We start from the raw sequence: 22303 nt of genomic DNA, 5'->3' as shown, positions 1-22303 counted from the left end.
GGTAGCGTTCCCTGGGCGAGAATTTTCCGCACCGGAATCAGCTGCCCGGACGGTTCGCCGATTGGGTGCGACGCGCAGGACACAGCCGAGAGGACGTCAAGTGCGAGTGGTAGTGATGGGCTGCGGCCGGGTCGGCTCGTCGGTGGCCGACGCGCTGTCCCGGATCGGCCACGATGTGGCGGTGATCGACCGCGACAGCACCGCTTTCAACCGGCTCAGCCCCGAGTTTGCCGGTGAGCGGGTCCTGGGACAGGGATTCGATCGAGACGTACTGCTGCGGGCCGGCATCGAGGGAGCCGACGCATTCGCCGCGGTGTCTTCCGGGGACAACTCCAACATCATCTCGGCACGGTTGGCCAGGGAAACCTTCAGTGTGCCGCGGGTGGTCGCCCGCATTTACGACGCCAAGCGTGCCGAGGTCTACGAGCGGCTGGGCATACCCACGATCGCCACCGTGCCCTGGACCACCGATCGGCTACTCAACGCGCTGCTGCGCGAAACCGAGACCGCGAAGTGGCGTGATCCCACGGGTACCGTCGCCGTCGCCGAGGTGATCTTGCACGAGGACTGGATCGGGCGCCGGGTAACCGACCTGGAGCAGGCCACCGGCGCGCGGGTGGCCTTCCTGATCCGCTTCGGAACGGGCGTCTTACCGGAACCCAAGACGATCCTGCAGGCCGGCGACCAGGTCTATGTCGCCGCGATCTCTGGCCGGGCAGCCGAGGCGGTTGCCATCGCGGCCCTGCCACCCAGTGAGGACTTCGAGTCAGGACCGCGCAAATGAAATGCGCCGACGACGAAGACGCCGGCTGGGCCAGGCTTCGAGCCGGGGTTAAGGAGTGGCGCAGATGAAAGTAGTCGTCGCCGGGGCCGGCGCGGTCGGCCGCTCAGTCACTCGCGAGCTCATCGGCAATGGGCACGACGTGACCTTGATCGAGCGCAACCGCGACCACCTCGACCCCGACGCCATCCCGACCGCGCACTGGCAACTGGGCGATGCCTGCGAGCTGAGCCTGCTGGAGTCGGTGCACCTCGAAGATTTCGATGTGGTGGTTGCCGCTACCGGCGACGACAAGGTCAACGTGGTACTCAGCCTGCTCGCCAAGACCGAATTCGCGGTGCCCCGGGTGGTGGCCCGAGTCAACGATCCCCGCAACGAATGGCTGTTCACCGACGCCTGGGGCGTCGACGTTGCCGTGTCCACCCCGCGCATGCTGGCCTCGCTGATCGAGGAGGCCGTGGCCGTCGGTGACCTGGTACGGCTGATGGAATTCCGCAAGGGCCAGGCAAACCTGGTGGAGATCACGCTGCCCGACGACACGCCCTGGGGCGGCAAGCCGGTGCGCAAACTGCAATTGCCGCGAGACGCCGTTCTGGTGACGATCCTGCGCGGACCGCGCGTCATCGTGCCGCAAGCCGATGAACCGCTGGAAGGGGGCGATGAGTTGCTCTTCGTCGCGGTCACCGAGGCAGAGGAGGAGCTGAGCCGGCTATTGCTGCCGCCGACGTGACCGGCAGGCACGCAACGCGCCTTGAGCGTGCGCCCAAGGCCTTCACTGTGAGTACTCGGGCGGGTCGAACCCGGCCGATCCCGCCCGGTATGCACATTCGTCGCCGTGCGCGCACGCGCTTATAGAGGACGGGCGCCTAATCCCGACCGGCGTCGATATCCAGCTGTGCGACGCCTTTGGCCACGGGATCCTCCAGGACCGGCATCACCCGCTGAGCGGCCTTTATCGCGGCGTAGGTAGCCAGCGCTGCCATCGCGGTGAGCGGCCAGCCCATCCCGATCCGTGCGACGCCCAGCCAGCCGGTCTTGTCAGCGTCGTAGAGAAGCCGCTGGACGACGAACCGAGCTGCAAACACCAGCGTCCAACCCAGCGTGGCGATGTCAAACGCGCACCTGGCCCGGGCTGTGTCTCGCCAATTGCGGTCCCGTCCGGCGGCCCAGCTCCAGAGGACGCCGACGGCGGGCCGGCGAATCACCACCGACAGGGCGAAAATCACCGCCCACAGCAACGACATCCAAATACCCAGCAGGAAATAGCCCTTGGACTGACCCACCAGGTATGCGATCAGTGCACACACGGCGACCCCGAAGAACCCGGAAACGGCGGGCTGGGCGGACTCCCGCCGAATCAGCCGCAGTAGCAACACCAGCGCGGCCACGCCCACGGCAGACGCGATTGCGGGCAGCAATCCGGCGATGCTGGACACCGCGACAAAAATGACCACCGGCAGCGACGAATAGATCAGACCGCTCACACCACCGGCTTGCGCCAGCAGGCGCTCGGCGCTGAGGCGGTTAGCACTCACGACGGACCCAGATGATGCAGATGGTCACCGCTGAATTTCGTAGTGCGGGTTGTAGATGGCCTTGCTCCCGTTTTCCAGCTTGCCCAGCCGGCCGCGTACCCGCAGCGTGCGGCCCGAGTCGATGCCGGGGATCCGGCGCTGGCCCAACCACACCAACGTCACGGTGTCGCTACCGTCGAACAACTCGGCACGTACACCACCGGCGCAACCTTTGCCGTTGGTTTCCACACTGCGCAGCGTGCCCACCATCGTGACCTCCTGACCACGCTGGCAATCGATGACGCGCTGCGCGCCGGTAGTGAGCACTTCGTCCGACAACTCTTCGACGTCGCGCTGCTCGGGGTCTTCCGTCAACCGACGGGTCAGCCGGCGCAGATAACCTTGGGCCCCCATGGCCTCTCCTGACACTTCAACGTCGTTACGGAAGCTCTTCTTGCAATCAGCATTCCATCTATGCCAACGGTCACCGTAGACCTGTTGGTTCCCCTCCGCCACACGTATCGATGCACCCGGGTCGGAATACCCGCAATGGCCGGGCACTATCAAGCAATGCCAATCGATTTTCGCGGAGTCACGGCCGTGGTGTTGCCTGGAACCGGTTCCGACGAAGACTACGTCCAGCGGGCGTTTTCGGGGCCCGTGCGCGGTGCCGGCGGGGTGCTGATGACACCTGCGCCGCAACCGGAGCAGTTGATAGCCGGCTACCTCGCCGCCTTGGATGACGCCGCACGCCGCGGTCGCGTGGTGGTCGGCGGCATTTCGATCGGAGCCGCCGTCGCCGCCGCATGGGCGCTGGCCCACCCCGACCGGACAGTGGCCGTCCTGGCCGCGCTACCCGCGTGGACGGGGCCACCCGAGGCGGCCCCGGCCGCGCATGCGGCTCGTTACACAGCATCGCAGCTGCGCCGTGACGGCCTGGCGGCGACCACGACGCAGATGCGGGCATCCAGCCCAGCCTGGTTGGCCGACGAGCTGGCCCGCTCCTGGCGGGTGCAATGGCCGCAGTTACCCGGCGCCATGGAGGAAGCCGCAGCCTATGTCGCACCTGGCTGCAGCGACCTGGAGCGGCTGAATGCGCCCTTGGGGATCGCCGCGGCTGTCGACGACCCGATTCACCCGCTGCAGGTGGGTGTTGACTGGGTAACCTCGGCTCCGCAGGCCGCGTTACGGACGGTCACGCTGGATGAGATCGGCGCTGATCCCGCTGCGCTGGGAGCCGCCTGCCTGGCAGCGCTGGCCGAGACCTGGGAAGGCCCCCAGAACCGCAAACCCTAGCCGCTGGTGCTGCTGCGCAACTGCTGCATCGCCGACCCACCAGCACCGCGCCGCGCTGTCGGCGGGCTGGCTTGCTGCTGAGCCTCCGCCTGCGCCTGCGCCTGCTGGACGGCCGCGGCCTCGCGCAGCTGCTCCACCATCGGCTCGGGCAACTGCACCGGCAGCGGAGTACGCACCGGCAGCGGGGTGTCTCCGCGACGCACCACCGTGTCCGCCAATGCCTCGCGGGCCTCCTCGGTTAAAGCATCGATCGTCTCGTGCGGGCCGTTGACGACGCACCGGATCATCCAGCGGTAGCCGTCGACACCGATAAAACGCACCACGCCCGCGGCCGTACCGATCACTTCCCGGCCCCATGGGCCGTCTTTGATGGAAACCTGCGCGGAGTCTTTGCGCAGCGACTCGGCGAGCTCACCGGCCACCTCACGCCACAGGCCGGCAGATTTGGGCGCCGCGTAGGCCGCGATGGTGAAGCGGCCGTTGGGCGTCACCATCCACACCGCACTGGGAACGCCGTTCTCGGTCAGTTCAACCTGCACCTGGCCCGCCGCCGGCATCGGAATCAGCACCGAACCCAAGTCGAGCCTGGCCAACTCCGCAACCGAAGGATCGTCGAAGTCTTCGATGTCGAACGGGCCCACCAACTCGTCGCCGTCTTCGTCGGCCAGTTCCGATGCTTTTGGAACAGCCGCGGCCGGTTCGGCCGAGGTCGACCCGCCATCAATCTTGCGTGTGCGTTTACCGAATGTCATCACAAACTCGCATGTCCGCCGGAGGAGCCGTGACCGCCATCGCCACGGGATGTCTGTGCCAGTCCGGCCTCGTCGAACGACGCGACCTCGACCAGCTCGACCAACTCGACCCGCTGCACCAGCAGCTGGGCAATACGGTCGCCTCGATGCACCACGATCGGCGTGGCAGGGTCGAGGTTGATCAGTGCGACTTTGATCTCGCCACGGTAGCCCGCGTCGATCGTGCCCGGGCTGTTGACGATCGAAAGCCCCACCCGCGACGCCAAGCCCGAGCGCGGATGGACAAGGCCCACCATCCCCAACGGGATGGCGACTGCGACGCCCGTCGGCACCAGGGCACGCTGCCCCGGGGCCAGCTCAACGTCTTGCGCGCTGTAGAGGTCTACCCCCGCGTCGCCGTGATGAGCGCGGCTGGGCAGCGGAAGTTCGGGGTCAAGACGGACAACGGCCAGACTGGTCGACACGGGGCCACAGACTACTCTTGACCGAATGTCAGGTACGCGCGTCGCGCCGCACAGCGTGCGATACCGGGAACGGCTACGGGTGCCTTGGTGGTGGTGGCCGCTGGGCTTTGCAGCGGCCGCGCTCATCGCGTTCGAGGTCAACATGGGTATTCGCGCCCTGCCCGACTGGCTGTCGTTCGCGACGTTGTTCGCCGTCGCCGCCGGCACGCTGCTGTGGCTGGGCCGGGTGGAGATCCGAGTCACCGCCGGCCAGGCCGGCGTCGAGCTGTGGGCCGGTGCGGCGCATCTGCCCGTCACCGTCGTCTCCCGATCGGCCGAAGTGGCGCGCACCGCCAAGTCGGCAGCGCTGGGGCGCCAGCTCGACCCGGCAGCGTTCGTCCTGCATCGCGCGTGGGTCGGCCCCATGGTTTTGCTGGTGCTGGACGACCCTGATGACCCCACCCCATATTGGCTGGTGAGCTGTCGCCACCCCGAGCGGGTGCTGTCGGCCCTGGCATGCTGAGCGCAGCTGTTCGCTCAAGCAGCGCAGTCAGTACAGATCATCACGCCGTTCTTCTCGCTGGCCAGTCGACTGCGGTGTTGCACCAGGAAACAGCTCGAGCAGGTGAACTCGTCTGCCTGCTTCGGGATGACACGCACCGACAGCTCTTCACCTGACAAATCGGCGCCTGGCAGCTCGAATGACTCGGCGGACTCGGACTCGTCCACGTCGACCACAGCCGACGCCGCCTCGTTCCGTCGAGCTTTGAGCTCCTCCAGCGAATCCTCCGACACATCGTCGGCCTCGGTGCGCCGTGGAGCGTCATAGTCGGTAGGCATTATTCCGTCCCCTCGCATGCCCTCTCATAAGTTCAAGCATCGCTTTGTACCAGCGTCGAACGCATCCACCAAACGATTCGTGCCCGGAACTCGGTTCAATCAACTGTGATTTACGTCACACCACCCCGGTCGAGCTCGTCATCGTCCCCGAATACGGCGATAGACGCGCCGACTACAGTGCACATGTGGTCGCACAAATCACCGAGGGCACCGCCTTTGACAAGCACGGTCGGCCATTTCGGCGGCGCAACCCCCGCCCGGCCATTGTCGCCGTTGTCCTGCTGGCGATCGCGACGGCGGTGGTATGGACGGTTGCCCTGACGCGCCCGGTAGACGTCCGCGAGGCTGCGGCGTGCAATCCTCCGCCGCAACCGGCCGGATCGACGGCGCCCCCCAGACTCGGTGAACCCGTGTCGCGAACCGAAATGACCGACGTGACCCCGGCCAAACTCAACGAGACCAGGGTGCGCGTGCTCAACGCCAGTGGACGAGGCGGTCAAGCCGGCGACATCGCCGGGGCCATGCAGGATCTCGGTTTCGCCCAGCCGACGGCCGCCAACGACCCGGTCTATGCCGGCACCCGCCTGACCTGCCAGGGCCAGATTCGGTTCGGCACCGCAGGCCAGGCCGCCGCGGCGGCGGTATGGCTGGTGGCGCCATGCACCGAGTTGTTCCACGACAGCCGTGCCGACGACTCGGTCGATCTCGCCCTCGGCACAGACTTCACCACGTTGGCCCACAACGACGACATCGACGCGGTGCTCGCGAGCCTGCGGCCGGGCGCCACCGAGCCGACCGATCCCACGCTGGTGTCCAAGATCCACGCAAGCAGTTGCTGAACAGCTCAGACCGGGAGCGGTTCGAGCGCGTCGAATCGTCCCAGCACCGCCAACAGCTCATCGGCAATCCCGGGGGCGGCCGCGACCACCAACCCCCCTCCCGGGGCATCCGCGGCGGGCAGCACCACCCGTGCGCCCGCCTCGGCTGCTATCAGGGCACCAGCCGCGCGGTCCCACACCTGCAGCCCGTGCTCGTAGTAGGCATCCAGCTGACCGGCGGCGACCATACACAAATCCAACGCCGCCGAACCGATCCGGCGCACGTCTCGCACCATCGGCAACATGCGGGCCAGCAACCCGGCCTGCGCGGTGCGGCGCCGCGTCGAGTACGCGAAACCGGTACCCAGCAGCGCCATCGACAAACTCTCGACCTCGGTGCAGCACAATCGACGAGTCCCGTGTTCATCGGCGACGTGTGCGCCTAGCCCGACCGCAGCCGAATACACCTTGTCGCCGACGACGTCGGCGACCGCACCGGCCACCGACACGCCACCGACCTGGGCTCCGACGGACACCGCGTAGGCCGGAATGCTGTAGACGAAGTTAACGGTGCCATCGATGGGATCAAGCACCCAGGTCACAGCGTCGGTCGCCACGCCTGTCGGGTCGGCTGGGCCCCCGCCCTCCTCCCCTAGAATGGGGTCCCCGGGCCGAAGCTGAGCCAGTCGGATGCGTAGCAGTCGCTCGGTATCGGTGTCGACAACGGTCACCGGGTCGGTCGGGGTGGTCTTGGTACGCACCGCACCGTCGCCGCCGGTGGCCGGGTCGGCTCCGAAGATCTCGGCGCGCCGAGCGCGCACGAACTCGGCAGCCTCGGCCGCGAGTGTCTCGGCCACCGAACGCAACTGTGCGGGCTCGTTGTCGGATTGAGTCACTCCGCTATCGCATCACAGTCGGCCGGACCCACGCGCATCATCACCCGGGCAGGAATGCCGGGGTCTCGACAAGTACCGGGCTAAGGTGATCGGACACACATACCTCGCCGAGGAGATCCCATGACCAGCGCCGACCCTCTAGCCGATACAGCCGGTGCCACCCAGCAGCGTCGCGGATTCGGTATCGATGTCGGCGGCAGCGGCATCAAGGGCGGAATCGTCGACCTGGACACCGGTCAGCTGATCGGCGACCGGATCAAGCTGCTTACCCCGCAGCCGGCTACCCCGCCCGCCGTCGCCAAGACCATCGCCGAGGTCGTCCACGGGTTCGGCTGGACCGGTCCACTCGGGGTGACCTACCCCGGCGTAGTAACGCACGGCATCGCCCAGACGGCGGCCAATGTGGACAAGTCGTGGATCGGGACCAACGCGCGCGAGGTCATCAGCGCCGAGCTGGCAGGTCAAGACGTAACGGTCCTCAACGACGCCGATGCCGCCGGGCTTGCCGAAGAACGCTATGGAGCGGGCAAGGGCAATTCGGGCCTGGTCATCCTGCTCACCTTCGGGACCGGCATCGGTTCGGCGGTCATCCACAACGGCAAGCTGATACCCAACACCGAGTTCGGGCACCTTGAGGTCGGCGGCAAGGAGGCCGAACAACGGGCCGCGTCATCAGTCAAGGAACGCAAAGGCTGGAGCTACCAAAGGTGGGCCAAGGAGGTGACCAGGGTCCTCGTCGCCATCGAGAACGCCATGTGGCCCGATCTGTTCATCGCCGGCGGCGGCATCAGCCGCAAAGCCGACAAGTGGGTGCATCTGCTGGGAAACCGCACGCCGGTGGTACCGGCAACTCTGCAGAATGCTGCCGGGATAGTCGGTGCGGCAATGGCGTCTACCACCGATGTGACCCACTGAATTTTGCCGGCTGGGCCAGCACCAGGGCGCAGTGAAGTTACAATGGTCGTCGGCGACCGCCCGACCGATAGAGCGCACGTATCCACGCCGATATCAACGCCGACATTCGACATAACAGACACTTTCGGTTCAGCACGCCCAGACTCATACCGGAAGTGAGTACCACCGAAGGGGTGTATGTGGCAGCGACCAGGGCCAGCCAGGCGACCGGAGAGCCGGTGAAGCGCACCGCCACGAAGTCTCCCGGGGGGTCACCGGCAAAAGCCGGCGCCAAGCGATCGGCGGCAAAGACAGCCAATGGGTCTGCCCCCGCGAAACGGGCCACCAAGGCATCGGGGGCAGCAGGCCGGTCCACGAAAGCCGCAGACGCCTCCATAGACGCCGAGACCGCCGAGACCACTGGCTCGAAGAAAAGCCGTACCGCGGCCAAAGCCGCTAAGGCGCCGGCCCGCGAATCCGACACGTTCGGCGGGGAGCTCGAAGGCGCAGCCACGGACCCGGCTATCGGGCTCGATGCCACCGAAGACCTCGACGATGATCCTGACCTGGACGTCGACCCGGGCGAGGACCTCGACCTGGAGGCAGGTCTGGGCCTAGAGGACCTGGAAGACGACGTGGTCGCCGACGTCGTCGAGGACACCGACGAGGTTGAATCTCCGGCTGTTGCTGCGCCCGGGAATGCCGCCGACGACGAGGAGGAGATCGCCGAGCCCACCGAAAAGGACAAGGCCTCCGGCGATTTCGTGTGGGACGAGGACGAGTCGGAAGCGTTGCGCCAGGCGCGCAAGGACGCCGAACTCACGGCCTCCGCGGACTCGGTTCGCGCCTACCTCAAGCAAATCGGCAAGGTGGCGCTGCTCAACGCCGAGGAAGAGGTCGAGCTGGCCAAGCGGATCGAGGCCGGCCTCTACGCCACCCAGTTGATGGCGGAGATGGCTGAGCGCGGTGAGAAGCTGCCGGCCGCGCAGCGTCGCGACATGATGTGGATTTGCCGCGACGGCGATCGCGCCAAGAACCATCTGCTGGAGGCCAACCTGCGGCTGGTGGTCTCTCTGGCCAAGCGCTACACCGGCCGCGGGATGGCGTTCCTGGACTTGATCCAGGAGGGCAACCTCGGCCTGATCCGGGCAGTCGAGAAGTTCGACTACACCAAGGGTTACAAGTTCTCCACCTATGCGACCTGGTGGATCCGCCAGGCCATCACCCGCGCCATGGCCGACCAAGCTCGCACCATCCGCATCCCGGTGCACATGGTCGAGGTGATCAACAAGCTCGGCCGAATCCAGCGTGAGCTGCTCCAGGACCTGGGCCGCGAGCCCACGCCCGAGGAGCTGGCCAAAGAGATGGACATCACCCCGGAGAAGGTGCTGGAGATCCAGCAATACGCCCGGGAGCCGATCTCACTGGACCAGACGATCGGCGACGAGGGCGACAGCCAGCTCGGCGACTTCATCGAAGACAGCGAAGCGGTGGTTGCGGTGGACGCCGTGTCGTTCACGCTGCTGCAGGACCAGCTGCAGTCGGTCCTCGACACGCTCTCCGAGCGCGAGGCCGGCGTGGTCCGGCTGCGTTTCGGTCTCACCGACGGCCAGCCCCGTACTCTCGACGAGATCGGGCAGGTCTACGGTGTCACCCGCGAACGCATCCGGCAGATCGAGTCCAAGACCATGTCGAAACTGCGCCACCCCAGCCGCTCGCAAGTCCTGCGCGACTACCTGGACTGAGTTGTGCCGCTGTCGGGCGCGCTGCTCCGGCTACGTCTCGTCGGCATGTCAATCCCGAGTCGGATGCAGACCCGGCGCGCCCGGATCGTCGCCCTGATGTTGCAGTTTTTCCCGCAACTCTCGTTAGCTCGTCGGTCGGCTTTCAGGCGTCATGAGGCATGGGCGGCGGGTTGGCGTTCTCATGCATCAGAAATCCTCCTGCGTCACCAACTGCAGCACCTAATGGCTGCGCGCCCGCTGCCGCCGTCGTAGTGTCACGGCATGTCAGCAAGCCGCAGGTGTGTCTCCTCCGGATCCGACTTCGAATCGGCTGTTGGCTATTCGCGTGCGGTACGCGTTGGCCCGCATGTGGCGGTGGCCGGGACAAGCGGCAGCGGCAACGGCGTCGCCGCGCAGACCCGAGACGCCCTGCGCCGCATCGAGGCGGCGCTCGGGCAGGCGGGCGCAAGCCTCGCCGACGTGGTCCGCACCCGGATATACGTGACCGATATTTCCTGCTGGCGGGAGGTCGGCAATATCCACGCCGAGGTTTTCGGCGGAATCCGACCCGCCGCGACCATGGTGGAGGTTTCGGCGCTGATCACACCCGGCCTGCTGGTGGAGATCGAAGCCGACGCCTACCTGGATGCCGACGCCTACCTGGATGACTGAGGTCGCGAAATCGGCCGGAAGCTGCCGTCCGGCGCCGGGAGGTAGGCGACGACCTTGATCACCGCTCGTGCCGGAAGCTCGCCGTACAAGTGCGGGAACAACATCCGGTCGGGATCGTCCACCGTTCCCGGCTCCCAACGCACGGGCGAGTCGAGGGCCGCTGCGTCGACGTACAGCAGGACCATGTCACGACGGCCGCTAAAGAGCCGATTAGCTGGCAGATGTATCTGCTCGGGCGTCGACAGATGGATGAACCCAGGGGCCGCTTCAGGACGGAAGCCGCCGCGCTGGCGAGCGGACGACCATTCGCGGGCTGCACACATGTGCACCAACACCGGTGGGGCGGACGACATGCCAGCTAGCATGCCTGAACCTATCCGCCGAAATCCGTGAGAAAGGACACACCTGATACCACCCGGGGAACAAGGCGAAAACGGGGAACGTCTGAGACAGTGAACTTACCTAGATATGGAGAAGTCATGAACGCAACGTTGACCAGTCCTGAGCTGACTAGAGCCGACCGCTGCGACCGCTGTGGCGCGGCAGCGCGGGTACGCGCAAAGCTGCCTTCTGGCGCCGAACTTCTCTTCTGCCAGCACCACGCCAACGAGCACGAAGCAAAACTGATCGAGCTGTCGGCCGTGCTGGAGGTCAGTGGAAACTAGGTCCGCCGAACTCGTTGCCCTAAAGTCGGGGCCCAATGTGCCACGTGTGACCGGCCTTCGGTAATGCTGGACCGGATGAGCGACCAAAAGCCCAAACCGTCCCGCCACCACATCTGGCGAATCAGCCTTCGAACACTTTCCAAGAGTTGGGACGACTCGATCTTCTCCGAGTCAGCACAGGCAGGTTTCTGGTCGGCCCTGTCCCTTCCGCCCCTGCTTCTGGGAATGCTGGGCAGCTTGGCCTACGTGGCTCCGCTGTTCGGTCAGGACACCTTGCCCGCGATCGAGAAAACCATTATTTCCACCGCCCACAGTTTTTTCTCCCCCAGCGTCGTCAACGAGATCATCGAGCCGACCATCCGCGACATCACCGCCAATGCCCGCGGCGAGGTGGTCTCGGTGGGATTCTTGATCTCATTATGGGCGGGGTCGTCGGCAATCTCGTCCTACGTCGACGCCGTGGTGGAGGCGCATGACCAGACTCCGCTGCGCCATCCGGTGCGGCAGCGATTTTTTGCGCTATTCCTTTACATGGTCATGCTGGTGTTCGTGGTAGCGACCGCGCCGGTGGCGGTGGTGGGCCCGCGGAAGGTGAGCGAACACATTCCGGCCAGTTTGGCCAACGTCCTGCACTACGGCTACTACCCGGCGCTGATCGCGGGCCTGACGTTCGGGGTTATCGTCCTTTACCGCGTCGCGCTGCCGGTACCGTTGCCGACACATCGACTGGTCATGGGTGCGGTGCTGGCCACGGCGGTATTTCTGGTCGCGACGCTGGGTCTACGGTTTTACCTGAGATGGATCACCAGTACTGGTTACACCTACGGCGCTTTGTCCACGCCCATTGCGTTCTTGTTGTTCGCGTTCTTCGGCGGCTTTGCGATCATGATCGGCGCCGAACTCAACGCCGCCATCCAAGAGGAATGGCCCGCGCCGGCGACGCACGCTCATCGGCTGCGCAATTGGCTGAGAGCCCGCACCGCGGCCATCACGGGAACGGCCGACTAGGCGCACCAGCCGGGATAGCGTGGCCGCGGACGTTGGTCCCAGCTCTTGGTCGCCGGTGTTGTCAGCCCGGTGAGTTCATCCCACGAAACGGCTTCCTTGGATTGCGGCCCACACCCAGCGTGATGAATTCAACGACACCGCGCCAGGCGCGATTGGGAAAACGTCGGATTGGCGGACGTCGGAGGATGAACTTCATGTTCTACAGCCGGCAGAGACGCCTTGACCACCGGACGTTGAAGCTCAGCCGGTACCTGCACGAAAAGCCTTGCACACCGCAAGTATTCATATTCCACTGCCCATCGACCAGGCTCGCCCGATCCCGAAGGCGGCCCGGAAGCGCACGACGGTTGTCGACGTGCGCGCGACCAAGGATCGCTACTGTGGACGCATGCTCCTGTGGTAGCGGAAGTAGCTCGAGACGAGGGTTGCACCTGAAAATGAATAAATCACGGATGACAGGCGGTGCGTGCCGGGCCGTTGCCGTCGTTGGGGCGGTGCAGGCACGGTACCGGCGCGCCACATTCAGTCCCTCTTGAGCTTCTCGTAGATCTGCTTGCAGTCCGGACACACCGGCGACCCCGGCTTGGCCGCCCGGGTCACGGGAAACACCTCGCCGCATAACGCCACCACATGGCTGCCCAGCACTGCGCTTTCCGCGATCTTGTCCTTCTTGACGTAGTGGAAGTACTTCGGGGTGTCGCTGCCGGTACCGTCGTCGACGCGGTCCTCGGTGTCGGTGCGTTCGATCGTCTGCGTCTGCATACCAGACATTGTGCCCCCTGACGCACTCCTGCCGGAATCCACTGGATATGGGAGAGTAGAGAAATGAAGCGCGGCTTCGAGCTGAGTTTCGACGACTTCGACGATCGGGGTCGCCCGGTACTGATCACCGCCGCCGCACCATCCTACGAAGAGCAGCACCGAGCCCGGGTGCGTAAGTACCTGACCTTGATGGCGTTCCGGGTTCCGGCACTCATCTTGGCGGCGATCGCGTATGGAGCCTGGCACAACGGTCTTGTCTCACTGCTGATCGTGGCTGTCTCGATTCCGTTGCCGTGGATGGCCGTGCTCATCGCCAACGACAGACCGCCCCGTAGCGCCGATGAGCCCCGACGATTCGACGACGCCCGGCGGCGGACCCCGCTGTTTCCGACGGCCAATCGTCCGGCGCTAGAACCGCGACGAGACCCTAAGGTCCAACCGGACTCCCCCGATCTCGACAACTGGTCCAATCCCGCTTAGTCCGGCGCCGCTGCACACTTCTCAGGACATTCTCAGGTCGTCGGCACATTTCTGCACGTCACGGTGTGTGAGATGACGCCGCGGCGGGAACTCTGTGGTCGAGCCTGTCGTTAACCCCGTGACAGGACAAGCCGATCGGGAGGGCGCTATGGCACATGCCACCACAAGCCGGGCTGACAGCGATTTGGACGCTCAAAGCCCCGCCGCGGACTTGGTGCGCGTATATCTGAACGGCATCGGTAAAACGGCGTTGCTCAATGCCGCCGATGAAGTCGAGCTGGCCAAGCGCATTGAAGCCGGACTGTACGCCGAGTATCTGCTCGAAACCCGAAAGCGGTTGGGCGAGAATCGTAAACGCGAACTGGCGGCCGTGGCCCGAGACGGCGAGGCGGCGCGCCGTCACCTTCTCGAGGCCAACCTCCGGCTGGTGGTGTCGCTGGCCAAGCGTTACACCGGCCGCGGAATGCCGTTGCTCGACCTAATCCAGGAGGGCAACCTTGGCTTGATCCGCGCGATGGAGAAGTTCGACTACACAAAGGGATTCAAGTTCTCGACGTATGCCACCTGGTGGATCCGTCAGGCCATCACCCGCGGCATGGCCGACCAGAGCCGTACCATCCGTCTACCCGTGCACCTGGTTGAGCAGGTCAACAAGCTGGCGCGGATCAAGCGCGAGATGCACCAGAACCTGGGACGGGAAGCCACTGACGAGGAGCTGGCGGCCGAATCCGGAATTCCGGTCGACAAGATCAACGATCTGCTCGAACACAGCCGCGACCCGGTGAGCCTCGATATGCCGGTCGGCTCCGAAGAAGAGGCCCCACTGGGTGATTTCATCGAGGACGCTGAAGCCATGTCCGCAGAGAACGCGGTCATCGCCGAACTGCTGCACACCGATATTCGTAGTGTGCTTGCCACCCTCGACGAGCGTGAGCACCAGGTGATCCGGCTGCGGTTCGGGCTGGACGACGGTCAGCCACGCACGCTGGACCAGATCGGCAAGCTGTTCGGACTGTCCCGTGAGCGGGTGCGCCAGATCGAGCGGGATGTGATGTGCAAGCTGCGCCATGGCGAGCGCGCCGATCGGTTACGGTCGTACGCCAGTTGAGAAGCCGGCCCGGCGCCCGTCCCGAAACAGCGCTGAGACAGCGCCGAAAAGCGTCAACAAAGCGCCGAAAAAGCTAGGTACAAGACAGTGTGCCCGCCGCGATGAGCGGCGGGCATACTGCTGCGTGGGGCGTTTTGAGCCAACCACATCCGCGGCTGGCCAAGTAGACTCGGCGGCAACGGAGGATGCTGAATGAACGACTTGGTCGATACCACCGAGATGTATTTGCGGACCATCTACGACCTCGAGGAAGAGGGCGTCACGCCGCTGCGCGCCCGGATTGCCGAGCGCCTGGAGCAGAGCGGGCCGACTGTCAGCCAGACCGTTTCCCGGATGGAGCGTGACGGGTTGCTCCGGGTGGCCGGAGACCGCCACCTCGAACTCACCGACAAGGGCCGGGCCCTGGCGATCGCGGTGATGCGCAAGCACCGCCTCGCCGAGCGGCTTCTCGTCGACGTCATCGGATTGCCGTGGGAAGAGGTGCACGCCGAAGCATGCCGGTGGGAGCACGTGATGAGCGAGGATGTCGAGCGCCGGCTGGTCAAGGTGCTGAACAACCCGACTACGTCGCCGTTCGGCAATCCGATTCCGGGGTTACTGGACCTTGGCGTGGGCCCCGAGTCCGGCGCCGACGATGCCAACTTGGTGCGGTTGACCGAACTGCCGGCCGGTTCACCGGTGGCGGTGGTCGTGCGCCAGCTCACCGAGCATGTTCAGGGCGATATCGACTTGATCACGCGGCTCAAGGACGCCGGCGTCGTGCCGAACGCCCGGGTAACGGTCGAAACCAGTCCGGGCGGCGGGGTGACCATCGTCATCCCGGGGCACGAGAACGTCACTCTGCCGCACGCGATGGCGCACGCCGTCAAGGTCGAGAAGGTCTGATTACCCCGCGCATCGGCCGGATTGGCCGAACGGGCCGTATGCCCGCCGCGGCGGTAGCCGCACGCCGAGTTGTTGAGCCAGCCGGTAGCCGGTCGTCGCGAGTTCGCGGATGTGCTCAGGCCGAAGCCCGGACTGTAGCGCCGTATCCAGCATTCCGGCCATCCGATGTCCAGGCGAGCAGCGCAGCGCGGCCTCCAGTGACACCCCGGCAAGTGGACCGTCGCCGCGGGCATAGGCACTGAACGCCAGCAATACCAACGCCTCCACCCGCCACGGCTCCGGCAGCGCGCGGGCCAGTATCGCCCACAACGACTCGGCTGGACCGGCATTCTCGCCCACTGCGAGGGCATACAGCGTGTCGCGCACCCGCACGTCGGTCAGCGCGCAACCCAACCGGACCAGTTCCGCATCGGACAGCTGTTGCCCGCCGGCCACCCGCATGGCGGCAGCCATCGCCTCCTCTACGTCACGGCGGCTGCAGCCCACCGGGTCGGCGCGCTGCGCGACCTCACGCTCGGCCGCTTCTCGCTGCACCGCGGCCGCCAGTGTGTTGCCGCGTGCCCGGTCGTCGATCGCGACGACGGCCTCGAGATCAGCTCGCCGCGGATACAACTGCCGGCCGTCGAGCACGGCCGCAACCGCCAGCGGCGACGCCGCCGGGTCGTCGATCATTCCACCCGAACCGCACCCGTCGACACATTGCCAGCGTCCGCCGGTTGCGATGCGGTCGACCACGTGGGCTGCCGACAGCAGGATGTCACGCCGCGCCAGTGCCTTGGCCAACGCGTCACATACCCGCCGGTACTCTTCGCCGCACCCCGGGCACCGCGCTCCGTCCGCGTCGACGATCACCGCGATCACGGCCTCAGGGGCCGCCGCTGCGGCCACTTCCGCGAGCTGCTCCACGCGGTCGGCAAGCTCCTCCGATAGGTCGACGCGCATCACCGATCCCAGTTCACCCTCGTCCACCGAGACCAGAACCAGCGATTTTTCCGGTACGAAGCCCAGGATTGCCGGTAAGGCGGCAATCAGGGTCCCGGGGCGATTCAGTTCAAAGTCAGCTCGATGCTTCGTCATAAGCGTCAACGCTGACGAGGGGCACCGTCAGCCGGTGCGCACGTCCGCCGGCTGGGCCGCGATCCTGTGGACGAAGTCGCCACTGTGCGTTCTACTGTCTATCTCATGGGGTCGATGCGCGAGTACGACATGGTGGTTCTCGGCTCTGGGCCTGGCGGCCAGAAGGCCGCCATCGCCTCGGCCAAGTTGGGCAAATCCGTCGCGATCGTCGAGCGGGGCCGAATGCTGGGCGGCGTCTGCGTCAACACCGGCACCATCCCGTCGAAGACGCTGCGCGAGGCGGTGCTCTACCTCACCGGCATGAATCAGCGCGAACTCTACGGGGCGAGCTACCGAGTCAAGGACCGGATCACCCCGGCCGATTTGCTGGCCCGGACCCAGCATGTGATCGGCAAGGAAGTCGACGTGGTGCGCAACCAGTTGATGCGCAACCGGGTCGACCTGCTGGTCGGGCACGGCCGGTTCATCGATCCGCACACCATCATGGTCGAAGACCAGTCGCGCCGCGAAAAGACTACTGTCACAGGCGATTACATCGTCATCGCCACCGGCACCAGGCCGGCGCGGCCGTCCGGCGTCGAGTTCGACGAGGAACGGGTTCTCGACTCCGACGGAATATTGGACCTCAAGTCGCTGCCGTCCTCGATGGTGGTGGTGGGCGCCGGCGTGATCGGCATCGAATACGCCTCGATGTTCGCCGCGCTCGGAACGAAGGTGACCGTCGTAGAGAAGCAGGAGAACATGCTCGACTTCTGCGACCCCGAGGTCGTCGAGGCGCTGAAATTCCACTTGCGGGATCTGGCGGTGACGTTCCGGTTCGGCGAGGAGGTCACCGCGGTCGACGTCGGTTCGGCGGGCACCGTCACCACCCTGGCCAGCGGCAAGCAGATTCCGGCCGAGACGGTGATGTACTCGGCGGGACGCCAGGGCCAGACCGACCACCTGGACCTGCACCACGCCGGCCTGGAGGTCGAACGCCGCGGGCGGATATGGGTGGACGAACGGTTCAAGACCAAGGTGGATCACATCTACGCCGTCGGCGACGTTATCGGCTTCCCGGCCCTGGCCGCGACGTCGATGGAACAGGGCCGGCTGGCGGCCTACCACGCATTCGGGGAACCGACCGACGGCATCACCGACCTGCAGCCGATCGGCATCTATTCCATCCCCGAGATCTCCTACGTGGGCTCCACCGAGGTGCAGCTGACCAAGGAATCCATCCCCTACGAGGTGGGCGTGGCCCGCTATCGCGAACTGGCCCGCGGTCAAATCGCCGGCGACTCCTACGGCATGCTCAAACTGCTGGTGTCCACCGACGATCTCACGTTGCTCGGCGTGCACATCTTCGGCACCAGCGCTACAGAGATGGTGCATATCGGACAGGCGGTCATGGGATGTGGAGGCACGGTCGAGTACCTGGTCGACGCCGTATTCAACTACCCGACGTTCTCCGAGGCCTACAAGGTGGCCGCGCTCGACGTGATGAACAAGGTGCGCGCGCTCAATCAGTTCCGCCGCTAACACGCTATGAGGCCGTATCGTCGAAATCGGTCGGCCTAGGCCGGTCGGCAGCGTCGGACCGTTTTGGCCCAACGGGCCCGGCGGTTTTGGGTGTCGACTCGGGCGTTCAGGCTCGCCCGTCGCCGTTCGCTGCGGATACGGCGTGGGCCGTTTCGCGTTATGAAGATGTGCGCATTAGTGAGATGTTCGTTCGGTGTGCCCGGTGATGTGAGAGACACTGATCAGGGCACCCGGTTAGACCCCCGAGAGGAGGCAACACCCATGACGCACGATGACGACCGGGATGAGGCGCAGGACTACCAGCCCGGGCAGCAGGGCATGTACGAGCTTGAGTTGCCGGCGCCGCAATTGTCGACGTCGGATGGCCGCGGTCCGGTGCTGGTGCACGCGTTGGAGGGCTTTTCCGACGCGGGCCACGCAATCCGGCTGGCTGCCGCCCACCTGAAGGCGGCGCTGGACACCGAGCTGGTCGCGTCGTTCGCGATCGACGAATTGCTGGACTATCGCTCCCGTCGGCCGCTGATGACCTTTAAGACGGACCACTTCACCAACTACGACAATCCCGAGCTCAGCCTGTACGCACTGCGTGACAGCGTCGGTACCCCGTTTCTGCTGCTGGCCGGCATGGAACCGGACCTGAAATGGGAGCGGTTCATCACCGCTGTACGGCTGCTGGCCGAGCGTCTGGGCGTCCGGCAGACCATCGGCCTGGGCACTGTTCCCATGGCGGTGCCGCACACCCGCCCGATCACGATGACCGCCCACTCCAACAATCCCGAACTCATCGCCGATTTCCAGCCATGGATCTCCGAAATCCAAGTGCCGGCAAGCGCATCCAACCTGTTGGAGTACCGAATGGCGCAGCACGGTCACGAGGTCGTCGGGTTTACGGTGCACGTCCCGCACTATCTGACGCAGACGGACTACCCCGCGGCCGCACAGGCCCTGCTCGAACAAGTGGCCAAGACCGGATCGTTGGAGCTGCCATTGGCGGTGCTGGCAGAAGCCGCAGCAGAGATCCGGGCCAAGATCGACGAACAAGTCCAGGCGAGCGCAGAGGTCGCCCAAGTGGTGGCCGCCCTCGAGCGCCAGTACGATGCCTTCATCGACGCTCAGGAAAACAGATCGTTACTCACTCGTGACGAGGATCTGCCCAGCGGCGACGAGTTGGGCGCGGAGTTCGAGCGATTTCTGGCCCAGCAGGCAGAGAAGAAGTCCGACGACGATCAGGCTTGATGCCTCCGACAACGCCCGACAACGGCGTAGGCGGCCCGACAACGAGGTTGGCGAATGACCGAGCGGAAGCGCAATCTTCGCCCGGTGCGGGAAGTGACTGCGCCGTTGCTGCAGTTCCGCACTATTCATGGGTACAAGCGCGCGTTCCGGATCGCCGGATCAGGGCCGGCGATCCTGTTGATCCACGGCATCGGGGACAACTCGACCACCTGGACCGGCATCCACGCCAAGTTGGCCCAGCGGTTCACTGTCATCGCTCCCGACCTGTTGGGTCATGGAAAGTCCGACAAGCCGCGCGCTGACTACTCGGTCGCCGCCTACGCCAACGGCATGCGCGACCTGCTCAGTGTGCTCGATATCGAGCGGGTGACCATCATCGGTCATTCGCTCGGCGGCGGAGTGGCGATGCAGTTCGCCTATCAGTTTCCGCATCTGGTCGACCGGCTGATCCTGGTCGGCGCCGGTGGCGTTACCAAAGACGTCAACGTCGTGTTCCGGTTGGCCTCGCTGCCGATGGGCGCCGAAGCGCTGGCGTTGCTGCGGTTGCCCATGGTGCGCCCGACGGTCCAGGCGGTCGGGCGGGTGCTGGGCCTGGCCATCGGCTCGACCGCCCTGGGACGGGACCTGCCTAACGTGCTGCGGATCTTGGACGACCTGCCCGAGCCGACGGCCTCGTCGGCGTTCACGCGCACCCTGCGCGCCGTGGTGGACTGGCGCGGGCAGATCGTCACCATGCTGGACCGCTGTTACCTGACCCAGGCCACCCCGGTGCAGATCATTTGGGGCAGCCGCGACGTCGTGGTCCCCGTCCGCCACGCCCGGCTGGCACACGCCGCGATGCCCGGTTCGCACCTCGAAATCTTCGAAGGCTCCGGCCATTTCCCGTTCCATGACGATCCCGCCCGGTTCATCGACACCGTGCAACGCTTCATCGACCGCACCGAACCTGCCGAATACGATCAGGCCGCACTTCGGGAATTGCTGCGCACTGGCGGTGGCGAAGGATCTGTGTCCGGCCCGGCCGACACCCGCATCGCCGTGCTCAGCGCCATGGGTTCCGATGAACGCAGCGCCACCTGATCAACCCGGCCGTCATCGATTCGCGTGGCGTCGTACAGTCGGGCCATGAGCATCGAGGTATCGGTGTTGCGGGTGTTCACCGACTCCGAGGGGAACTTCGGCAATCCGCTCGGTGTCGTCGATGCCGCCACGGTCGAACCGCGCGACCGCCAGTACTGGGCCACCCAGCTCGGTTACAGCGAAACCATCTTCGTCGACCTCCCCGCCGCCGGCTCACACACTGCGCACGCAGCCATCCACACGCCGCGCACCGGCATTCGGTTCGCCGGCCATCCCGCCGTCGGCGTGTCATGGTGGCTGCGGGAGCGCGGAACACCGGTCAATACGTTGCAACTGCCGGCCGGGATCGTCCAGGTCAGCTATGAAGGGGACCTCACTGCCATCAGCGCTCGTGCCGAGTGGGCGCCCGAATTGGCCATTCACCGTCTCGACTCCCTCGATGCCCTTGCGGCCGCGGATCCCGGAGACTTCTCCGACGACACGGCGCACTACCTGTGGACTTGGACCGACGAATCCGCCGGGGCACTGCGTGCCCGAATGTTTGCCTCGAATCTCGGGGTCGAAGAGGACGAAGCGACCGGTTCGGCGGCAATGCGGATCACTGACTACCTCAGCCGCGACCTGACCATCATGCAGGGCAAGGGATCGGTGCTCCAGACCACGTGGAGTCCCGAGGGCTGGGTCACGGTTGCCGGTCGAGTCGCCAATGACGGTGTGATGCAACTCGTTTGACGTCAGTGCTGGCGCCGCAACAAGGCAGCGACGTGATCCTGTAAGGGTTGCCCGACAGCGGCCATCCGCAACGCGTGAGAGAGCTCGTCGCCGTTGAGGACGAACGACCGCGCAATCGCGGTGACCTCTTTTGCGGTGGGCGTCAATCCGATGGTTGCGGTGGCCAATTCGAGGCGCACCACCTCGTCGCTCACCGAATAGGTGCCCAACTCGATTTCGGCGATGCCACTCGGGTGGGCTAGAACCAACTCGATGTGCCCCGGTTGTGGCACCCGCAGGTAACCCGTCTCGGCATGCAACGGCCTCCCGTCGTCGGCCGCGCTGGTTCTATGCCCGTAAACGAGAAATGGCTTACCCACGTGAGAGAACACCAGCTCCTCGAAATACTCGAACGGCTCGATGGTGGGGTAATCACCCGAACCCCGGCCTGTCCAGGTACCCAAGAGCGGCGCCAGCGATTCCAGGTCAGGGTGCAAGTCGGCAGGCATGACGAAAGCCTAGCGGCCCGCCGTCAGCTCGAAGTCGATATCTTTCGGTGCGCTCGCAGTGCCTCGATCTCACGCTCGAAATCCTCGGCCGACGAAAAAGACCGGTACACCGACGCGAAGCGCAGATATGCAACCTCGTCGAGTTCGCGAAGCGGCCCCAGGATGGCCAGCCCGACGTCGTGGCTGGGTACCTCCGGCGACCCCGCCGCACGCACAGCGTCTTCCACCTGCTGGGCGAGCAGGTTCAGGGCATCATCGTCGACGTCGCGGCCCTGACACGCCCGGCGCACGCCTCTGATGACTTTTTCCCTGCTGAACGGTTCCGAGACACCACTGCGCTTGACCACTGCCAGCACCGCCGTCTCCACCGTGGTGAATCGTCGGCCGCATTCCGGGCACGCCCGGCGCCGCCGGATCGCCTGGCCCTCATCGGTTTCCCGCGAGTCGATCACCCGCGAGTCGGGATGGCGGCAGAACGGACAATGCATGGCCGCCCCTTCGCCGTCGTGACATCCCGGTGTTTCAGACCACTCCGAGACTACCTGCGCGCTCCCACGCACCGCCAACGCCGCCGCGATCCACCCTCGCTCGATTCTACGATGCCCGGAAAACATTGGCGTGCAGTGGTTTT

At 65.5% G+C, this 22303-nt stretch carries 28 protein-coding genes; 17 read left to right on the top strand and 11 right to left on the bottom strand.

What is annotated here, in order from left to right:
* Positions 1-100 precede the first annotated feature (100 nt).
* A complete protein-coding gene (locus EET13_RS10475; protein ID WP_122442222.1) occupies positions 101-784 on the top strand; it encodes a potassium channel family protein in 684 nt (227 codons plus the stop codon).
* 64 nt (positions 785-848) lie between these two features.
* Positions 849-1511 (top strand): potassium channel family protein, encoded by a 663-nt coding sequence (locus EET13_RS10470; RefSeq protein WP_122442221.1) that lies wholly within the window; start codon positions 849-851, stop codon positions 1509-1511.
* Between the two features lie 136 nt (positions 1512-1647).
* On the opposite strand, the gene EET13_RS10465 is transcribed toward EET13_RS10470, so the two are convergent.
* A complete protein-coding gene (locus tag EET13_RS10465; protein WP_122442220.1) occupies positions 1648-2316 on the bottom strand; it encodes a DUF3159 domain-containing protein in 669 nt (222 codons plus the stop codon).
* Between the two features lie 24 nt (positions 2317-2340).
* Entirely contained in the window at positions 2341-2709 is a 369-nt protein-coding gene (locus EET13_RS10460) for an OB-fold nucleic acid binding domain-containing protein (RefSeq protein WP_036411151.1), read from the bottom strand.
* Between the two features lie 156 nt (positions 2710-2865).
* Between EET13_RS10460 and EET13_RS10455 the strand changes: the two genes are divergently transcribed.
* A complete protein-coding gene (locus EET13_RS10455; protein WP_122442237.1) occupies positions 2866-3591 on the top strand; it encodes an alpha/beta fold hydrolase in 726 nt (241 codons plus the stop codon).
* Here EET13_RS10455 and EET13_RS10450 read toward each other — a convergent pair.
* Positions 3588-4346 (bottom strand): DUF3710 domain-containing protein, encoded by a 759-nt coding sequence (locus tag EET13_RS10450; RefSeq protein ID WP_425293666.1) that lies wholly within the window; start codon positions 4344-4346, stop codon positions 3588-3590. The genes EET13_RS10455 and EET13_RS10450 overlap by 4 nt on opposite strands.
* Entirely contained in the window at positions 4343-4807 is a 465-nt protein-coding gene (gene dut, locus EET13_RS10445; RefSeq protein WP_122442218.1) for a dUTP diphosphatase, read from the bottom strand. The genes EET13_RS10450 and dut overlap by 4 nt, the downstream gene beginning before the upstream one ends.
* A gap of 25 nt (positions 4808-4832) precedes the next feature.
* Between dut and EET13_RS10440 the strand changes: the two genes are divergently transcribed.
* A complete protein-coding gene (locus EET13_RS10440; protein WP_122442217.1) occupies positions 4833-5309 on the top strand; it encodes a DUF3093 domain-containing protein in 477 nt (158 codons plus the stop codon).
* Positions 5310-5323: 14 nt separating this feature from the next.
* On the opposite strand, the gene EET13_RS10435 is transcribed toward EET13_RS10440, so the two are convergent.
* Positions 5324-5626, bottom strand: coding sequence for a DUF4193 domain-containing protein (locus EET13_RS10435; RefSeq protein ID WP_023372621.1), 303 nt, complete (start codon positions 5624-5626; stop codon positions 5324-5326).
* Positions 5627-5811: 185 nt separating this feature from the next.
* On the opposite strand from EET13_RS10435, the gene cei reads away from it, so the two are divergent.
* A complete protein-coding gene (cei, locus tag EET13_RS10430) occupies positions 5812-6465 on the top strand; it encodes an envelope integrity protein Cei (protein WP_122442236.1) in 654 nt (217 codons plus the stop codon).
* Positions 6466-6470: 5 nt separating this feature from the next.
* Here the strand turns inward: cei and EET13_RS10425 are convergent, their stop codons facing one another.
* The gene (locus tag EET13_RS10425) at positions 6471-7340 is read right to left on the bottom strand and encodes an inositol monophosphatase family protein (protein ID WP_122442216.1); all 870 of its coding nucleotides are present in this window, start codon (positions 7338-7340) and stop codon (positions 6471-6473) included.
* A gap of 120 nt (positions 7341-7460) precedes the next feature.
* On the opposite strand from EET13_RS10425, the gene ppgK reads away from it, so the two are divergent.
* The 3 genes from ppgK (at position 7461) to EET13_RS10410 (ending at position 10630) form a co-directional block, all read left to right on the top strand.
* Positions 7461-8255, top strand: coding sequence for a polyphosphate--glucose phosphotransferase (gene ppgK / locus EET13_RS10420; RefSeq protein WP_122442215.1), 795 nt, complete (start codon positions 7461-7463; stop codon positions 8253-8255).
* A 179-nt stretch (positions 8256-8434) separates the two neighbouring features.
* On the top strand, positions 8435-9979 hold the full coding sequence (locus tag EET13_RS10415) for an RNA polymerase sigma factor (protein ID WP_122442235.1): 1545 nt from the start codon (positions 8435-8437) through the stop codon (positions 9977-9979).
* A gap of 261 nt (positions 9980-10240) precedes the next feature.
* Positions 10241-10630 (top strand): RidA family protein, encoded by a 390-nt coding sequence (locus tag EET13_RS10410; protein ID WP_122442214.1) that lies wholly within the window; start codon positions 10241-10243, stop codon positions 10628-10630.
* Here EET13_RS10410 and EET13_RS10405 read toward each other — a convergent pair.
* Complete coding sequence (locus EET13_RS10405; protein ID WP_122442213.1) at positions 10615-10983, bottom strand: DUF952 domain-containing protein; 369 nt, start codon at positions 10981-10983, stop codon at positions 10615-10617. The two genes, EET13_RS10410 and EET13_RS10405, sit on opposite strands and share 16 nt — an antisense overlap.
* Positions 10984-11109: 126 nt before the next feature.
* Here EET13_RS10405 and EET13_RS10400 point away from each other — a divergent pair, with 126 nt between their 5' ends.
* Together EET13_RS10400 and EET13_RS10395 are read left to right on the top strand one after the other, a co-directional pair.
* The gene (locus EET13_RS10400; RefSeq protein ID WP_023372607.1) at positions 11110-11295 is read left to right on the top strand and encodes a DUF7455 domain-containing protein; all 186 of its coding nucleotides are present in this window, start codon (positions 11110-11112) and stop codon (positions 11293-11295) included.
* Between the two features lie 75 nt (positions 11296-11370).
* Positions 11371-12303, top strand: coding sequence for a YihY/virulence factor BrkB family protein (locus tag EET13_RS10395; RefSeq protein WP_122442234.1), 933 nt, complete (start codon positions 11371-11373; stop codon positions 12301-12303).
* A 522-nt stretch (positions 12304-12825) separates the two neighbouring features.
* On the opposite strand, the gene EET13_RS10390 is transcribed toward EET13_RS10395, so the two are convergent.
* Positions 12826-13065, bottom strand: a complete 240-nt coding sequence (locus EET13_RS10390) for a DUF3039 domain-containing protein (RefSeq protein ID WP_211186404.1) — start codon at positions 13063-13065, stop codon at positions 12826-12828.
* Between the two features lie 45 nt (positions 13066-13110).
* Between EET13_RS10390 and EET13_RS10385 the strand changes: the two genes are divergently transcribed.
* The 3 genes from EET13_RS10385 (at position 13111) to ideR (ending at position 15538) form a co-directional block, all read left to right on the top strand.
* A complete protein-coding gene (locus tag EET13_RS10385; protein ID WP_168990744.1) occupies positions 13111-13545 on the top strand; it encodes a DUF3099 domain-containing protein in 435 nt (144 codons plus the stop codon).
* Positions 13546-13693: 148 nt separating this feature from the next.
* A complete protein-coding gene (gene sigB, locus EET13_RS10380; protein ID WP_122442210.1) occupies positions 13694-14653 on the top strand; it encodes a sigma-70 family RNA polymerase sigma factor SigB in 960 nt (319 codons plus the stop codon).
* 192 nt (positions 14654-14845) lie between these two features.
* Positions 14846-15538, top strand: coding sequence for an iron-dependent transcriptional regulator IdeR (gene ideR, locus EET13_RS10375; protein ID WP_122442209.1), 693 nt, complete (start codon positions 14846-14848; stop codon positions 15536-15538).
* Here the strand turns inward: ideR and EET13_RS10370 are convergent, their stop codons facing one another.
* Positions 15539-16615: a DUF4192 domain-containing protein gene (locus EET13_RS10370; RefSeq protein ID WP_122442208.1), complete on the bottom strand. Its 1077-nt coding sequence runs from the start codon at positions 16613-16615 to the stop codon at positions 15539-15541.
* 114 nt (positions 16616-16729) lie between these two features.
* On the opposite strand from EET13_RS10370, the gene sthA reads away from it, so the two are divergent.
* The 4 genes from sthA to EET13_RS10350 all read left to right on the top strand — a co-directional run bounded on the left by sthA (position 16730) and on the right by EET13_RS10350 (position 21184).
* Positions 16730-18136, top strand: coding sequence for a Si-specific NAD(P)(+) transhydrogenase (sthA, locus tag EET13_RS10365; protein ID WP_122442233.1), 1407 nt, complete (start codon positions 16730-16732; stop codon positions 18134-18136).
* A 261-nt stretch (positions 18137-18397) separates the two neighbouring features.
* Positions 18398-19372, top strand: a complete 975-nt coding sequence (locus tag EET13_RS10360; RefSeq protein ID WP_122442207.1) for a proteasome assembly chaperone family protein — start codon at positions 18398-18400, stop codon at positions 19370-19372.
* A 54-nt stretch (positions 19373-19426) separates the two neighbouring features.
* Positions 19427-20452: an alpha/beta fold hydrolase gene (locus EET13_RS10355; protein WP_122442206.1), complete on the top strand. Its 1026-nt coding sequence runs from the start codon at positions 19427-19429 to the stop codon at positions 20450-20452.
* 45 nt (positions 20453-20497) lie between these two features.
* The gene (locus EET13_RS10350; protein ID WP_122442205.1) at positions 20498-21184 is read left to right on the top strand and encodes a PhzF family phenazine biosynthesis protein; all 687 of its coding nucleotides are present in this window, start codon (positions 20498-20500) and stop codon (positions 21182-21184) included.
* A gap of 2 nt (positions 21185-21186) precedes the next feature.
* Here EET13_RS10350 and EET13_RS10345 read toward each other — a convergent pair whose 3' ends face one another.
* Both EET13_RS10345 and nrdR read right to left on the bottom strand, forming a co-directional pair.
* Positions 21187-21672, bottom strand: a complete 486-nt coding sequence (locus tag EET13_RS10345) for a peroxynitrite isomerase (protein WP_122442204.1) — start codon at positions 21670-21672, stop codon at positions 21187-21189.
* A gap of 23 nt (positions 21673-21695) precedes the next feature.
* Positions 21696-22160, bottom strand: coding sequence for a transcriptional regulator NrdR (gene nrdR, locus EET13_RS10340; protein WP_122442203.1), 465 nt, complete (start codon positions 22158-22160; stop codon positions 21696-21698).
* Positions 22161-22303 lie beyond the last annotated feature (143 nt).

Origin of the sequence: Mycobacterium attenuatum (assembly GCF_900566085.1) — a bacterium.
In the GTDB taxonomy this organism is placed as follows: Bacteria; Actinomycetota; Actinomycetes; order Mycobacteriales; family Mycobacteriaceae; genus Mycobacterium; species Mycobacterium attenuatum.
Note: the sequence above shows the minus strand (reverse complement) of the source record. Positions and strands in the feature narration are given on the sequence as shown.